The sequence below is a fragment of the Candidatus Binatia bacterium genome, assembly GCA_036382395.1.
In the GTDB taxonomy this organism is placed as follows: Bacteria; Desulfobacterota; Binatia; order HRBIN30; family HRBIN30; genus JAGDMS01.
Window position 1 is genome coordinate 1 of sequence record DASVHW010000052.1, and the last position, 14437, is coordinate 14437.

Below are 14437 nucleotides of genomic sequence, written 5' to 3' on the forward strand. Positions count from 1 at the left end.
GTCGACGAAATCGAGCGGCTGTGGCCGGTGGCGGCCCAGCCGACCTACGTGCTGTCGAATCACGACGTGCCGCGGCACCGCTCGCGGTTCGACGATCCGGTCCACGGCGCGGCGCACGCGCGGCTCGCGGCGCTCATGCTCCTGACGCTGCGCGGGACGCCCTTCCTCTACTACGGCGAAGAAATCGGCATGCTCGACGGCATGATTCCGACCGAGCGCGTTTGCGATCCGGTCGGCAAGCGTTTCCCCGCCGTCGGCCGCGATCCCGAGCGCACGCCGATGCAGTGGGACGCCGGCCACATGGCCGGCTTCACCACGGCCGCCGACGCGTGGCTGCCGATCGCGCCGGATTTCGAGTCGGTCAACGTCGCGCGGCAAGCTACCGATCCGCGATCGGTTCTCAGCTTCTATCGCCGGATCATCTGGTACCGCAAGCAATCCGCCGCCCTGCGACGTGGAAACTATCGCCCGCTGGACGGGCCTCCTGACACCTTCATCTTCCTGCGCCAGCACGAAGGTGAGCGGCGACTCGTCGCACTGAACTTCGCTGCGGAGCAGCGGACGGTGCCGCTACCCGCGCCCGGCCACATCGTTCTCTCCACCGATTGCGAGCGACAACCCGGGCCGGTGACGGACGTATTCGAGCTCGGCCCTAGCGAAGGCGTGATCGGCGCGCTGGACTGAGCAGAGTCGGTACGAAACTCATAAACGATTCACGCCTCACGCCGATTAATCAAGCCGGCGGCGACGCCGGCGCCGAAGCCATTGTCGATGTTGACCACCGTGACCCCGGCGGCGCACGAGTTCAGCATGGCCAACAACGCCGCCAGACCGCCGAAGCTGGCGCCGTAGCCAATACTGGTGGGCACGGCGATGACGGGGCGATCGACCAGGCCCGCGACGACGCTCGGCAGGGCACCTTCCATCCCCGCGACGACGACCAGGACCGCCGCTGCGCGCAGCTTGTCGTGGTGCGCAAACAGGCGGTGGATGCCGGAGATGCCGACGTCGTACACCCGCTCCACGGTGTTGCCCATCAGCTCGGCGGTGAGCGCGGCCTCTTCTGCCACCGGCACGTCGGAGGTGCCGGCAGCGACGACGAGGATCAAACCGCGGCCGGTGATTTCCGGCTGTGCATGAATGAGGGTCCCAACGCGGGCGTGGGCAGAATAGGTCAGGTCCGGAAAGGCCCGCCGCACCTGCTCCGCCTCGGCTGGTGTCAACCGGGTGATCAAGACGTTCTGGGCGTTGTCCTTCAGGCGGCGTGCGATCTCGATGATTTGCTCGGCGGTCTTGCCGGAACCGAAAATCACCTCAGGAAACCCCGTCCGCAACTGGCGGTGGTGGTCGATTTTGGCGAAACCCAGGTCCTCGAACGGCAGCGAGCGCAACACATCGAGGGCCTCATCGGCACTCACGGTGCCGGCGCCGACCTGAGCCAGCAGTTCTTTCAAGCGATGGGGATCCATGGGTTCATTGCCGCCGAAAATGGTCGTAGCCGCCGGCCTTCGACAGCGTGCTCCCGGTGCCGGTCAGGCGAACGCCGCGGCCGCGAGCCATCCGGCCGATGCAGGTGATCGAACACCCGAGCCGTGCTTGCAGGCGTTCCAGCCTTTTCACATTTCGCTCCGGCACCGTGCACAGCAATTCGTAATCCTCGCCCCCATGCAACGCAAGCGATCTGTCGGCTCCCAGCGCGGCGCGGTAAGCCGCCGAAAGCGGGATCTGGTCAGTCTGAATCTCCGCGCCTACCTGACTTTCACGGCAGATGTGACCGAGGTCTTGGATCAGCCCGTCACTCACATCGATCATCGCCGACACGATGCCGGCGCTGACCAGCAGACGTCCCGCCTGCAGCCGCGGCAAAGGCTCGCGAAAACGGCGAACCGCATGGGCCGCCCGCTTCTGGGTGGCACTGCCACGGGTGGCACCGCCACGAAGCAGGCGAATCCCGAGCGCAGCATCACCTAACGTCCCGGTCGCATAGATCCGATCACCCGGGCGGGCGCCCTGTCGCGTCACGATCCGTTTGGGTGCGTCACCCAGCAGGGCAATGGAGACGAACAACTTCTCCGACCGCGCCAGATTGCCGCCGACGACCGACGCGCCACATTCACCCGCCGCCGCGACAATTCCGCCTTGGAGGGCAGAGAGGTCGCGCACCAAGTACGAGCGGCGCAGACCAAGGCTGACGACGCAAAAGCGCGGGCGTCCCCCCATCGCCGCGATGTCGCTGGCGTTCACCGCGAAGCTCTTGCGGCCGAGTTGGTGCGGCGACATCCATTCCGGTTCGAAGTGGACACCTTCGACCAAGGCGTCGACGGTGAAGAGCCAGCGCTGCGTGCCGTTGCCGATGACGGCACAGTCCTGACCAGGGCCGACGAGCGTGCCCGCTCCCGCTGGCAACCGGGGCAAGAGCCGGGAAAGGACACCGAACTCGCCGACGTCGGCAATGGTGTGCGATGTTCTCAGGCGCAATGACATCGGCGTTGGCCGTCGGTTGTGCACGCCTGGCCTCAATGAGGCGGCGGTGGATCAAGCCGGGGGAGCACTGACTTCCTGCAACTTGCCGTCGTACACTTGCAGCAGAAACGGAATGCGTTGCACTCCCTCGGCCGTGACCTTGAGCTCGCCGGTTGCGGCCTCGACCGGACCGAGCCCGCGCAATTGCCGCAACAAGTCGCTGCGTGAGCGTGCGCCGGTATCGAGAGCCCGTCGGGCCAGCAGCGCCGCGTCATACGCCTGGGCCTCAGCCACACCAGGCGCCTCGTCATAGGTCTGCAGGAACGCCGCCACGAACGCCCGCGTCCCCGCTCTGGCGCTGCCCCCATAAAAGTCTTCGGCAAAGAGCACACCGTTCAAAGCACCGTCTGGGCTGGCAAGCCCTTCCCAACCGTGGACGCCCAGCAGGGTGACGTCAGGCATGGTTTCCTGAAGCGACTTGGCAAAGCCCGCTGCGGCCGTCGCACTGTCGGGGAGAAACACCGCCTGGAGGTTCTGCGCCTGACGCCACTTCTTGACGATCCTGACATCGGACGCGACGTTTTCGCTTCCCGGCGGGTACGCGCCGGCCCCCACCACCGTACCACCCCGGCGCTCGACCTCAGTGCGGAACGCCTCCAGCAATTCCTTTCCGTGCGCGTCCTTGGGATACAACACCCCAAAGCGACGCAACCGAACTTTCTCCATGGCATATTCCAGCAACGCGTGGACCTCTCCGGAACGCCCGACGCCGGCCTGCAGAACGAACGGGCCCGTTGGTCCGCCACCAGGCGACAGTAACAACAGCGGCAGGTGCGCCTGTTCAGCGCGCGGCGCCACCCCTTGGGCAACATCGCCCTCCAACGGGCCGATTACGACCAGCACGCTCGGATCGCGCGCCAATTCGTCCAGCATGTTTGCCGCGGTTACCGGATCACTCCCGGTGTCTTTCACGACGAGTCGGTCGCTCTCCGCGCCAAAGGCAAGGCGCAAAGCCCGGAGCGATCGCTGGCCGAGCTGACGAGAGGGCCCACTCAGCGGCAACATACAGCCCACCTTGGCGGTACCCTGCACTGGTTCCACTTGCGGTGCCTCGGCGAGGGCGGCCCGGCCGGGCAACGATGCGGAACCGCCGTTGCCAACCTCCGCTGCCACCTTGGGAGATTCAGCAGGCCTCGTCGCTGGCGCCTGTTCGGTTACCTTGGTGACGGCACGGGCCGCCACTTTCGTTCCGGGCTTGGGAGCCGCGGCTTGTGCCGGAGCAGGGACCCGCGATGGCGCTTTTGCCATCGTCTCTCCCTCTCGGCTCTCGTCCGGAATAGGCTCGTTGATTTCGTGGGTCTGCCGCCGCGCCACCTGTTGATCGAGCAATTCGGCGACGTCATCCGAGCTCACGACCTGCCGCGCGCCGGCGAGCTCCGGGTCGCTGAGCTGTCGCGCCGTGCTGAGGATCCGCTGACGTAGTTGTTGACGCTCGGCATCGCCGCCGATCTTCCACGCAGCATCCCAGGCCTCCAGCGCGGCGGTGGGGTGCCCCATGGCGTGCGCCGTGTCGCCGCGTAGCACCTCGACCTGTACCCAGTGTTCCTTTGGATACCGCTCGGACAGCTCGTCCAGGGTTGTCAGCACCTCTCGATAATGGCCGAGTCGGTACTGTGCCAGAGCACTTTTGTAGAAAGTCCGCGCCGTATACAGACCATGATCTGTCTGATCGAGATAGGTTCGGTAAGCAGCGACGGCCTTCTCATATTCTTTATATTGGAACGCCTCGTCGCCACGGCGCACGGCAGCTGAAAACTCCGGAGGGGTGCTCACCCTAGCGCTACATGCCGGGAAGGCGAGCGTGACAGCGATCCACCAAGCCGTCGAGCGAAGCATCGGTCGAGCGTTGGCAACCATCAGCCGAGCATCTCCTTTACCTTATCCAGGAATCCTTTCGCCAGGGGGTGTACCTCTTCTCCGCTGCTGCGTGCAAACTCCTCCAGCAGTTCCCGTTGCCGAGCGGTCAGCTTACGCGGTGTCTCGACCACGATGCGCACCAACTGATCACCGCGACCGGCGCCACGCAGACTGGGCGCGCCTTTACCTTTCAGCCGCATCACGGCGCCCGACTGCGCGCCGGCAGCAACCTTCAGCTTCACCTTGCCGTCGAGGGTTGGGACATCGATTTCAGCCCCCAGCGCCGCCTGGGGAAAGCTGATGGGGATCTCACAGACAATGTCGTCCTCGTGGCGCGTAAACAGGGGATGTTCGCGCACGTCGATGACGATGTAGAGGTCGCCCGGTGGTCCGCCGTTTCGCCCAGGTTCACCCTCGCCCCGTAGTTTCAGCCGGGAGCCGGTATCGACGCCGCCAGGCACCTTGATGTTGAGCGCCTGCATCTTCTGGGTCGCGCCGTTCCCGCCGCAGGCACGGCACGGATCCTTGATGACCGATCCCTGGCCATTGCACTGGCCACAGGTCTTGGCGATGGTGAAGAACCCCTGTTGGAACCGCACCTGTCCACTGCCGCGGCATGCCGTGCAGGTGGCGCGGGGGGTCCCATCCTTGGTGCCTTTGCCGCCGCACGTTTCGCAGCTGGCCAGACGTGGGATGTTGATCACTTTTTCGGTACCGACAATCGCTTCTTCGAATTTGATGGTCAGATCGTAGCGCAGGTCCTCGCCTCGCCTCGCCCGACTACGGCTGCGGCCGCGGCCGCCTCCGAGGAAGTCCCCGAAGATGTCGCTGAAGATGTCTTCGAATCCGGCGCCAGAAAAATCAAAGCCTCCGAAACCGGCGCGCTGGTCAAAGGCCGCGTGGCCGAAGCGATCGTATTGTGCGCGGCGCTCGGCGTCGGTCAGCACTTGATACGCCTCAGAGGCTTCTTTGAACCGTTCCTCGGCGGCCCGATCACCCGGGTTGCGGTCGGGATGGTGCTTCATCGCCAGCTTGCGGTAAGCCTTCTTGACTTCCTCCTCGCCGGCGCCGCGGCTCACGCCCAGGATCTCATAGTAATCGCGCTTTTGCGCCACCAAACTTCCTCCTCATGCCGGTTCAGCCCGGCAGCATGGCGCTCGGACCTCTAGCGGATCTGGTTGCAACGGCACTTCGTCCGCAACAATACAAAAGCCCTCCCCATCAGTCGAGGGGGAGGGCTTCTGGGTGTCCGGCAGCAAGAGACGGCTCAGCCTTTCACTTCTTCGAAGTCCGCGTCGACGACGTCCTCCTTCGGCTTGCTGCCCTCGCCGTCGCCGTCGCCGCTTGTGCCTGCGCCGGGGTGCGGCCCCTGTCCGCCCTGCTGCGACGCCTTGGCATAGATCGCCTCGGCCAGCTTATGAGCCGACTTGGTGAGCTCCTCGGCGGCGGTCTTCATGGCTGCGGCGTCCTGCCCTTCGAGTTCCTTCTTGGCCTTCTCCAGCCCTTGTTCAATGCCGCTTCTGATCGCCGCGTCGAGATCGCCGCCGTGTTCCTTGAGAGACTTCTCCGTTTGGTACACGAGGCTGTCCAGTTGATTGCGCGCATCCGCCGTCTCGCGACGCTTGTGGTCTTCGGCCGCGTGGAGTTCGGCGTCCTTGACCATCTGTTTGATCTCTTGCTCGGTCAGGCCGCTGGAGGCCGTGATGCGGATCGACTGTTCTTTCCCCGTGCCGAGGTCCTTGGCATTCACGTGCACGATGCCGTTGGCATCGATATCAAAGGTGACCTCGACCTGCGGCATGCCGCGCGGGGCGGGTGGGATGCCGATCAGGTCGAACTGGCCCAGGAGCTTGTTGTCGGCCGCCATTTCCCGCTCGCCCTGGAAGACGCGGATGGTCACCGCCGTCTGGTTGTCCGCAGCGGTCGAGAAGGTCTGGCTCTTCTTGGTCGGGATGGTGGTGTTCTTGTCGATCAGCTTGGTGAACACGCCGCCAAGGGTCTCGATGCCGAGCGATAGCGGTGTCACGTCGAGCAACACGACGTCCTTCACTTCGCCTCTGAGCACACCGCCCTGAATGCCGGCGCCGACAGCCACCACTTCGTCGGGATTCACGCCCCGGTGGGGTTCCTTGCCGAAGAGCTTCTTCACATGCGCCTGGACGGCGGGCACCCGCGTCATGCCGCCGACGAGAACGACTTCGTCAATGTCGCTGGCGCTCAGTCCGGCGTCCCGGAGTGCCGTGAGGCACGGCCCATCCAGCTTATCCAGCAACTCGGCGCACAGCGCTTCCAGCTTGGACCGGGTGAGCTTCATGTTGAGGTGCTTTGGACCGCTCTGGTCGGCGGTGACGAAGGGCAGATTGATGGTCGTCTCGGTCGAGGTGGAGAGCTCGCACTTGGCCTTTTCCGCAGCCTCTTTCAGGCGCTGCAGCGCCATGCGGTCTTGGCGCAGATCGATGCCCTGGTCCTTGCGGAACTCATCCACCAGGTAATTCATGATGCGATGGTCGAAGTCCTCGCCGCCCAGGAAGGTATCGCCGTTGGTCGCCTTGACCTCGAACACGCCCTCGCCGATTTCCAGAATCGAGATATCGAACGTCCCGCCGCCGAGATCGAAGACGGCAATCTTCTCGTCCTTCTTCTTGTCCATGCCATACGCCAGGGAAGCCGCCGTGGGCTCGTTGATGATGCGCAGCACGTTCAGTCCGGCGACCCGGCCGGCATCCTTGGTCGCCTGCCGCTGGCTGTCGTTGAAGTACGCCGGCACGGTGACGACCGCATCGGTGACTTTCTCCCCGAGGTAGTCTTCGGCGGTTTGCCTCATCTTCTGGAGAATGAACGCCGAAATCTCAGCCGGGCTGTAGCGCTTGCCCCGAAGCTCGACCCAAGCGTCGCCGTTGTCCGCCCGGACGATCTTATACGGCAGCACCTTCATTGCTTTCTGGACTTCCGCATCGTCGTACTTGCGGCCCATCAGCCGTTTGACCGCAAAAATGGTGTTGTCCGGGTTCGTAATCGCCTGGCGGTAGGCGATCTGTCCGACCAGGCGTTCGCCCGCCTCGGTGAAGGCGACGACGGACGGAGTGGTGCGACCGCCTTCGGCGTTCGGGATGACCTTGGGCTCACCCCCTTCCATAATCGCCACGCACGAATTGGTCGTGCCCAAATCAATTCCGATGACTTTCGACATTATGCTTGTCTCCTTCGGTACGTCAGGGTTCCACCGGTACCATAAGATGCCCGCGCCGTATCCGTGCCTACCGGTTAATCACGCTTCTGCTCACTTTCAACCGTATCCTGGCTTTTTCGCGTGCTGACCGTTACCAGAGCCGGGCGGAGCAAGCGGTCGTAGAGGAGGTAGCCGGTGTGGTGTTGTTCCACCACCTGATTCGGTTCGTGCTCCGCTGATTCGACCTGGGACATGGCTTGGTGGTGCGCCGGATCAAACGGCTGCCCCAAGGCCTCGATCCGCTTCACTCCGTGTCGATCGAGGATCTCCAGGAGCGACTTCACAACCATGCCGACGCCTTCGATCACGGACTTGCCGTCGCCCTCGCCGCACTCTAGCGCGCGTTCGAGGTTGTCGATCACCGGAATCAGATCCCGAATCAGCGGTTCAGAGGCAAACCGCAGCGCCTCGGCCTTCTCCCGCAGCATCCGCTTCTTGAAATTCTCCAGCTCTGCCCGCTCGCGCAGAAAACGGTCGTGATTGACCCGGGCTTCATCCTCTTTTTCGGCTAGTTTCTGGCGCAGTGGCTCGATTTCGCTCTCCGGCGCGCTAGCGGCACCTTCGGCTTGTTCCTGCGTTGTCGCAGTCCCCTCCGCCTTCTCATCGTTCACGTCGTCTTGGCTCATGCTCCTCCCGAAAGAATGGTCGCACCTAGTGGGGGTTGTCAGGTAATGACGTACGGTGGCCTTGTCAAGGTCGCGATCCGGTGTTTTGTTTGCATCCCAATGGGTCCATCGCAAGCCAGCCAGGCCATCATTCTGCGCACGCGGTCGTACGGTGAATCGGACAAGATCGTAACGTTCTTGAGCGAGGATGCGGGCAAGCTCACCGGTATTGCCAAAGGGGCAAAGAATTCCCGCCGCCGTTTCGCCAACTGTCTGGATGCCTTCACCCGCGTGCGCGCGTACTTCCGTACGCGCCCAGGGGCCAGTCTGGTGTTCTTGGAGAGCTGCGACCTCCTGGAACCCGCCGGACCTCTCAGCGACCCGGCCAAATTCGCCTACGGCAGCTATCTGGTCGAGCTCGTCGACCAACTTACCGCCGAGGGCCAGCCCATCCGCGAGCTCTATGCCCTGCTCGCCGAAGGGCTCGCTGAACTGCGGCAGGGGCCCGCAACCGCCGCCTTCTTGCGCGGCTTCGAGCTGCGGCTTCTCTATCACACCGGTTACGACCCGCAGTTGCAGAGCTGCGGGCGCTGCCACGAACTGGTGACCTCAGCGGCAAGCGTGTTTCTCGACCCCATACACGGCAACGTGGTGTGCGCAGCTTGTCGTGCCAAGGGAGAGTCCATGGTTCCCGTCGCGGGCGAGACGCTCGCCGCCCTGGGCGATCTCAAAGTGTTGCCCCTCGGCGAAGCCCGGTACCGCCGCTTCCCGGCCGCGACGGCTGCCGAGGCGGCGCAGCTCATGGGCCATCTGCTCGCCCTGCATTTGCCTCGACCGCTACGTTCGGTGAAACTGATCGCGGTGCTCCGATGATGACGGCAAGCAACATGCATTGGCAGTCTTCATTCCATTCCATCGCGTTAATGTTCACCGCCTTTCTGGCGGTCACGGTGGGGCTGGTTGTCTGGCAGCGGCGGGGGTCGTGGCAGCGGTTTAGGGCTCGCGTTTTGCCGGCTGGCAGTAGAAGCGCACGGCGGCCGCATCTGGGCCGAAAGCGGAGCCGGCAAGGGAACCACAGTCTCGTTCACGCTACCGCTTGCACACTGAGCCCACGTGGTCGAGAAGGATACAATTGGTCTGATCTTTGTTGCGGAAGGGAGCGCGCATGAGCACGACAGTGAAAGGCTACCGACTACTCCTCGAGCCCGCGGACGAGTACTGCCACGAACCCGACGCCGCCAAGAACTACAACGAGAGCATGTACTTCAATGTGTTCGATCCGGTGCAGAAGATCGGTGGCTGGTTCCGCCTCGGCAATCGCGTCAACGAGGGCTATGCGGAGACATCGGCCTGCCTCTATCTGCCCGACGGGCGGGTCGGATTCATGTTCAACCGCCCGAAGATCGACAGCAACAACGAACTGAACGCCGGCGGTATGCGCTTCGAGGTGATCGAGCCGTTCAAGCGGCAACACGTGACCTACGACGGCATGGTTCTCCTGCTCAGCAACCCGCTGGAGATGGCGCACCCGTCGCGGGCCTTTAAGAACAACCCGCTGGTCAACTGCAAGATCGACCTCGACTACCGCGGCATCGCGCCGATGTACGGCGGCCGGCCGGTGCGCGAGGACGGCTCGGAGATCCCCGTCGATCCCGAGAAGTCCTTTGCCAAGGCGCACTATGAGCAACACGTCGCCGCGAAGGGCAGCTTCGACATCGACGGGAAGCACTGGGAGGTCGACGGCTTCGGCCTGCGTGACAAGTCGTGGGGGCCGCGCTACTGGCAGAGTATTACCTGGTACCGCTGGCTGCCGATGAACTTCGGCCCCGACTTCGGGATGATGATCTCCCTAATTGGCATCGAAGGCGGCGAGCCGCTCCGCAGCGGCATGGTGCTGCGTGACGGCGAGTACGTGATGATCAACGAAGCCCGCATCGAGAGCGAGTGGGACGAGAACTGGTACCAGACCAAGCTGCGGGCCTGGGCGAAGACGGACGAACGTGAGTACGAAGTACAGGGCAGGGTGATCTCGATGATCCCGTTGCGCAACCGCCGCCAACGCGACGACGGCACCGATCTCGTCACGCGCATCACCGAGGGCATGACGGAGTATACCTGCGACGGCAAGACCGGCTACGGCCTGTCCGAATATCTCGACCAGATCGTCGACGGCAAGCCGGTCGGTCCGGACGTGAAGTAGCCTCCACCTGCTGAGGCTGCGTCACGTCGGCAGGCCCGGCACCTTGGTCGCGGGGAAGAAGCGGTGGTGGTGGGCGCCCGTCACCTCGTAGATCGCGGTGCCGCGCCGCCCGTCGGTGGTCGACACCACCATCTCGTTCGACCCGCCGCGATGAAAAGGCTCGTAGGGAGCGGCCCAGCGGCCGCTGCCGTCGACGGTGATCGTGGCGCCCCCCTGGAGCGTAAACTCGACGCGACCGGCAAGGCCACGGGTGCCGCTACCGTCCGCCCCGTAGTCGGCGGGCTGGCCGTCGTCGCCGATCCAATGCAAATCGTGCCGGAAGTCGATGACCGGGACCGGCTCTCCGCCGTTGACGGGGGCAAAGCAGCCATCGGTGTACACCCGGGCGCCGTTGGCGTACTCCCAGTGCCACACGCCGAGCATGCCGTCGGGCAACTGAATGGCAATCCACAACCACAGCGGACAGCGGCCGTGATCACGAATTCCCCACGAGTGGTCCCGCGCCCCCCACCAGTCGTCGACCGGATAGGTCCGCCCTTCATAAGTGTAGCTGCCCGAAAAGCTGCCCGACTGGAACATATGACTCTGGTCCCAGATGATCTCGTCGCCGGCCTTCATCGTGCCACGCCGCAGACCGTAGGCTCGGGTACGGGCACGGAAGGTGAGGTCGAGTCCGACCGGCGCTGTGGCGGCATCGACGCGTAGCTTCACCGTTTTGTACGGTTCGACGATCTCGATGGCCACGGGGCCGACCACGGTGGTGTGCGGATCGCCGGCGTACGGGCGGACATGGCGGGCGAAGATTCGCTGACCGCCGATGCGGCCGAGCTGCAAGGCGTCCATTTCCTCCCGTTGCGGGTAGTGCGCCATGGTCAGGCCGATCACGTCTCCCGGGCCGGTGCGGGGATGAAGTATGAAGTAGTAGCTCTCGCGCCAGTGCTCGTGGCGGGTCACTACGTTCGGCAGCGGTTCGGGGATCTGGTGGAGGAACAACTCGTCGGCGGGGGTCAAACTGGGCATGGGTGTCTACCTCCGAACGCGGATGACGTTCGCCGGGTTGGGCTGCTCTTCAGGTGGCGCCTGGCTATAGTCGTCGAAGGCGCCGTCCCGCGCGGCGACGACGGCCGACACCCCCTGGCGCTCGGCCATCTCGATGAAGCGGTGGGCCTCCGGGGTGTTGCGCATGAGCCCGTCGAGGATCGGTCCGAGCGCCTGCGTGGAGGCCAGGCCCATGTTCTCGTACGCCTGGTTGACGATGAGCTTCATGCACGCCAGCTGCGAGGGCGGCACGGACGCCAGCTCGCGCGCCGTGCGCCGCACCTCGCTCTCGAGGCGCTCGAACGGCACGGCGGTGTTGATCAGCCCGATCTCCGCGGCCTCGACGCCGGAGAGGGGCTTGCCGGTCAGCGCGAACTGCTTGGCCCGCGTCAGCCCGAGCCGGTACAGCCACATGCCCGTCAAGTAGCAGCCCCACATCCGCGAGTAGGGGGTCCCAATGCGCGCGTCCTCGCTGGCAATCACCAGATCGGCGCACAGCGCCATGTCGCTCCCGCCCCCGACGCACCAGCCGTGGACCTGGGCGATGACCGGTTTGGGGGAACGCCACAGGCTCATGAACTTCGGCACCGGTGCCAGGCTGGGGGCGGTAGCCGCAACGAAGTCCTTGCCGGGGTCCCATTTGCCGTCGGTGGTCAGCCGCGCGTCCCAGTGGTGAAAGCCGCCCGCGAAGTCGAACCCAGCGCAGAAGGCGCGGCCAGCGCCGCGAAGCACGATGACCTTGACCTCGGCATCGGCGACGGCGCGATGCACTGCGGCCTCAATCTCGTCGGGCATCGGCGGCACGATCGTGTTCAGCCGGTCCGGCCGGTTGAGCGTGATCGTCGCGATCGCATCATCGACATCGTACAGCAAAGTCTCGTACGCTATCCGGCTGCTCTTCCGCGCCTTCCTCTGGGTCCTTTTCCGAGTCGGCATGTGCATCCTCCTCCAAGTCTCCAGCCAGGCGTAGCACGCGTTGCGCCTCCAGTCACAAGCTGGTCGTTCGATTGCCAGGAGATTGCTGAAGGAGGAACGTCGGGGTGCGAATCCATTCCGCCAGTGACAGGTGCGCCTATGCCCACCATTCCCCTTTTCGGGCGCCGGTGCTTTGTGGTAGGTGGCAGCCAGTCAACGCAAAGAAGGATGAGAGCCGAATGGCATATGACACCATCATCGTCGAGAAGCGCGGCCGCGTGGGCTGGCTGATCTTCAACCGCCCGCAAGCCCTGAACGCCATGAATGCCAGGCTGATGGAAGAGACGGCCCAGGCCTGGATCGAACTCGACACCGATCCCGGCGTGCGCGTCATCGTCAACAGCGGCATCGGGCGCGGATTCAACACAGGCGTGGACGTCAAAGAAATTGCAACCGACCCACGCGGGATGAAACGTGCCACGGACAAAGTGAAGAACTTCGACCTGCGGCTCACCGGCTGGCACTGCGGCGTGCAAAAGCCGGTGATCTGTGCCGTCAACGGCATCTGCGCCGGTGGAGGCCTGCATTACGTCGCCGACGCGGACATCGTCATCGCCGCCAGCAACGCCACCTTCTTGGATCCGCACGTGTCGGTGGGGCAGGTGGTCGCGTACGAGACCATCGGTCTGGCACGGCGCATGCCGTTCGAAGCGGTGATGCGCATGGCCATGACCGGGAAGCACGAACGCATCAGTGCACAGCGCGCCTACGAGCTGGGCATGATCAGCCAGATCGTGGATCCGCCGGACAAGCTCTTCGACGAGGCGCAGGCTTTGGCCGAGAAGGTCGCGAAGAACTCCCCCACCGCCTTGATCGCTTCCAAGCGAGCCCTGTGGGAGTCACTGGAAATGGGATTGACCGCGGCGATGAAGGCGGGGGGCAAACATCTGATGGCCATGTGGGACCACCCCGATCAGCTCGAAGGTCCCAAGGCGTTCGCCGAGAAGCGCGAGGCGAATTGGGTCGAGCCGAAGATCGAGCACTGACGGCCGGCTAGGCACTTTCTCGTCCCTGTGGCCTCTGGGTGGAGCGCGATCGCTGTTCCACAATCTCGTTAGCTGATCGCGGCGAGGTCGTGGTAATCTGGCATCGATGGATGAGCAAGTACAGGTTGTGCGTGCCCGTGGCAGGGTGTGGACGGTAGCCCGAGTTCGTCAGTCGGAGGCAGAAGAGGCGGACTTCCGTTTCTGGTACGAAGGCTTGAGCCCGGAGCAACGCGTCGACGTCGTTGCGGACGCACTGGATAGTTGCATGAAAACGCGAGGTGCCGATGGCGTCCCGAGACTACGAAGAGTTCATCGCCGCGTTGAATGCCCATGGCGTCCGGTATCTCGTCGTGGGAGCCCACGCGGTCGCGTTCCACGCTCGCCCTCGCGCCACCAAGGATCTGGACATTCTGATTGACCCGACGCCGACGAACGCGCGCAGAGCCCTGGCTGCGTTGCGAGATTTCTTTGGAGGTGCCGAGTTGGGGTATTCGGTGGAGGACGTGACTGATCCGCGGTGGATCATTCAGCTTGGGGTGGCGCCGGTCCGGGTCGATCTGATCTCGGAGATCCCCGGTTTGGCGAGCTTCGAAGCGGCGTGGAGGAACCGTGTGTCGGCACGATTCGGCACAGTGCCCGCGCACTACATCGGCCTCGACGAACTCATCCGAGCCAAGGAAGCGGCACGTCGCCCTCAGGACCGAGCCGATCTTCGCATTCTTCAGCGCGCAAAAGGTGGGCTGCAGCTAACTTCCAGCCGACGCCGTGGAAAGACGCGGCGCGGCTGAACGGCAAGCCGTTGAGGCTGTGGGAAAACCCGTCACGGGCATGGCGAACACGCAAACTTTCGATGTGAACCTCCGAGAGGCTACACTTGACGATTCCGTCGAAAAGATCTGAAAGCGTCGCAAAAGAGGCCCTCCGAGCGTTTGGAGCCCGTCAGGAAACGTGGCAGGGAAAAATCGTGGCTTCGCGAGAAACTGGACAGGCACGTGTTTTCGGGGTTTTCCTACAAGCTCGTTAG

The 14437-nt window shown here is 64.1% G+C and carries 13 protein-coding genes and 1 pseudogene; 6 read left to right on the forward strand and 8 right to left on the reverse strand.

The features are described from left to right. A partial coding sequence (locus VF515_03020) for an alpha-amylase family glycosyl hydrolase (protein ID HEX7406603.1) occupies positions 1 to 684 on the forward strand: 684 nt, incomplete at its 5' end. Between the two features lie 29 nt (positions 685 to 713). On the opposite strand, the gene larB is transcribed toward VF515_03020, so the two are convergent. From larB to grpE, 6 genes are all read right to left on the reverse strand, one after another. Continuing rightward, a complete protein-coding gene (larB, locus tag VF515_03025; protein HEX7406604.1) occupies positions 714 to 1469 on the reverse strand; it encodes a nickel pincer cofactor biosynthesis protein LarB in 756 nt (251 codons plus the stop codon). Positions 1470 to 1473: 4 nt separating this feature from the next. Continuing rightward, positions 1474 to 2508, reverse strand: coding sequence for a thiamine-phosphate kinase (gene thiL, locus VF515_03030; GenBank protein ID HEX7406605.1), 1035 nt, complete (start codon positions 2506 to 2508; stop codon positions 1474 to 1476). Between the two features lie 27 nt (positions 2509 to 2535). Continuing rightward, positions 2536 to 4296: an ABC transporter substrate-binding protein gene (locus tag VF515_03035; protein HEX7406606.1), complete on the reverse strand. Its 1761-nt coding sequence runs from the start codon at positions 4294 to 4296 to the stop codon at positions 2536 to 2538. Between the two features lie 83 nt (positions 4297 to 4379). Beyond that, positions 4380 to 5498 carry a molecular chaperone DnaJ gene (dnaJ, locus tag VF515_03040; GenBank protein HEX7406607.1) on the reverse strand — a complete coding sequence of 373 codons (1119 nt, stop codon included), beginning with the start codon at positions 5496 to 5498 and terminating at the stop codon, positions 4380 to 4382. 149 nt (positions 5499 to 5647) lie between these two features. After that, a complete protein-coding gene (gene dnaK, locus VF515_03045) occupies positions 5648 to 7570 on the reverse strand; it encodes a molecular chaperone DnaK (GenBank protein HEX7406608.1) in 1923 nt (640 codons plus the stop codon). A 74-nt stretch (positions 7571 to 7644) separates the two neighbouring features. Continuing rightward, entirely contained in the window at positions 7645 to 8235 is a 591-nt protein-coding gene (grpE, locus tag VF515_03050) for a nucleotide exchange factor GrpE (GenBank protein ID HEX7406609.1), read from the reverse strand. 99 nt (positions 8236 to 8334) lie between these two features. On the opposite strand from grpE, the gene recO reads away from it, so the two are divergent. From recO to VF515_03065, 3 genes and pseudogenes are all read left to right on the forward strand, one after another. Next, on the forward strand, positions 8335 to 9087 hold the full coding sequence (recO, locus tag VF515_03055) for a DNA repair protein RecO (protein HEX7406610.1): 753 nt from the start codon (positions 8335 to 8337) through the stop codon (positions 9085 to 9087). Between the two features lie 81 nt (positions 9088 to 9168). Then, positions 9169 to 9321, forward strand: a pseudogene (locus VF515_03060) (ATP-binding protein). Positions 9322 to 9379: 58 nt separating this feature from the next. Continuing rightward, entirely contained in the window at positions 9380 to 10414 is a 1035-nt protein-coding gene (locus VF515_03065) for a hypothetical protein (protein ID HEX7406611.1), read from the forward strand. A gap of 21 nt (positions 10415 to 10435) precedes the next feature. On the opposite strand, the gene VF515_03070 is transcribed toward VF515_03065, so the two are convergent. Continuing rightward, a complete protein-coding gene (locus VF515_03070; protein HEX7406612.1) occupies positions 10436 to 11434 on the reverse strand; it encodes a hypothetical protein in 999 nt (332 codons plus the stop codon). Between the two features lie 6 nt (positions 11435 to 11440). Next, complete coding sequence (locus VF515_03075; GenBank protein ID HEX7406613.1) at positions 11441 to 12388, reverse strand: crotonase/enoyl-CoA hydratase family protein; 948 nt, start codon at positions 12386 to 12388, stop codon at positions 11441 to 11443. Between the two features lie 218 nt (positions 12389 to 12606). On the opposite strand from VF515_03075, the gene VF515_03080 reads away from it, so the two are divergent. Both VF515_03080 and VF515_03085 read left to right on the forward strand, forming a co-directional pair. After that, entirely contained in the window at positions 12607 to 13413 is an 807-nt protein-coding gene (locus VF515_03080; protein HEX7406614.1) for an enoyl-CoA hydratase/isomerase family protein, read from the forward strand. Positions 13414 to 13697: 284 nt separating this feature from the next. After that, complete coding sequence (locus tag VF515_03085; GenBank protein HEX7406615.1) at positions 13698 to 14201, forward strand: nucleotidyltransferase; 504 nt, start codon at positions 13698 to 13700, stop codon at positions 14199 to 14201. Positions 14202 to 14437 lie beyond the last annotated feature (236 nt).

What these genes read in the sequence shown, in the direction of transcription:
- VF515_03070 (HEX7406612.1), bottom strand. Translation starts at nt 11,434, where the DNA reads ATGCCCAGTTTGACCCCCGCCGACGAGTTGTTCCTCCACCAGATCCCC.
- grpE (HEX7406609.1), bottom strand. Translation starts at nt 8,235, where the DNA reads ATGAGCCAAGACGACGTGAACGATGAGAAGGCGGAGGGGACTGCGACA.
- VF515_03075 (HEX7406613.1), bottom strand. Translation starts at nt 12,388, where the DNA reads ATGCCGACTCGGAAAAGGACCCAGAGGAAGGCGCGGAAGAGCAGCCGG.
- larB (HEX7406604.1), bottom strand. Translation starts at nt 1,469, where the DNA reads ATGGATCCCCATCGCTTGAAAGAACTGCTGGCTCAGGTCGGCGCCGGC.
- recO (HEX7406610.1), top strand. Translation starts at nt 8,335, where the DNA reads ATGGGTCCATCGCAAGCCAGCCAGGCCATCATTCTGCGCACGCGGTCG.
- VF515_03085 (HEX7406615.1), top strand. Translation starts at nt 13,698, where the DNA reads ATGGCGTCCCGAGACTACGAAGAGTTCATCGCCGCGTTGAATGCCCAT.
- VF515_03065 (HEX7406611.1), top strand. Translation starts at nt 9,380, where the DNA reads ATGAGCACGACAGTGAAAGGCTACCGACTACTCCTCGAGCCCGCGGAC.
- VF515_03080 (HEX7406614.1), top strand. Translation starts at nt 12,607, where the DNA reads ATGGCATATGACACCATCATCGTCGAGAAGCGCGGCCGCGTGGGCTGG.
- dnaK (HEX7406608.1), bottom strand. Translation starts at nt 7,570, where the DNA reads ATGTCGAAAGTCATCGGAATTGATTTGGGCACGACCAATTCGTGCGTG.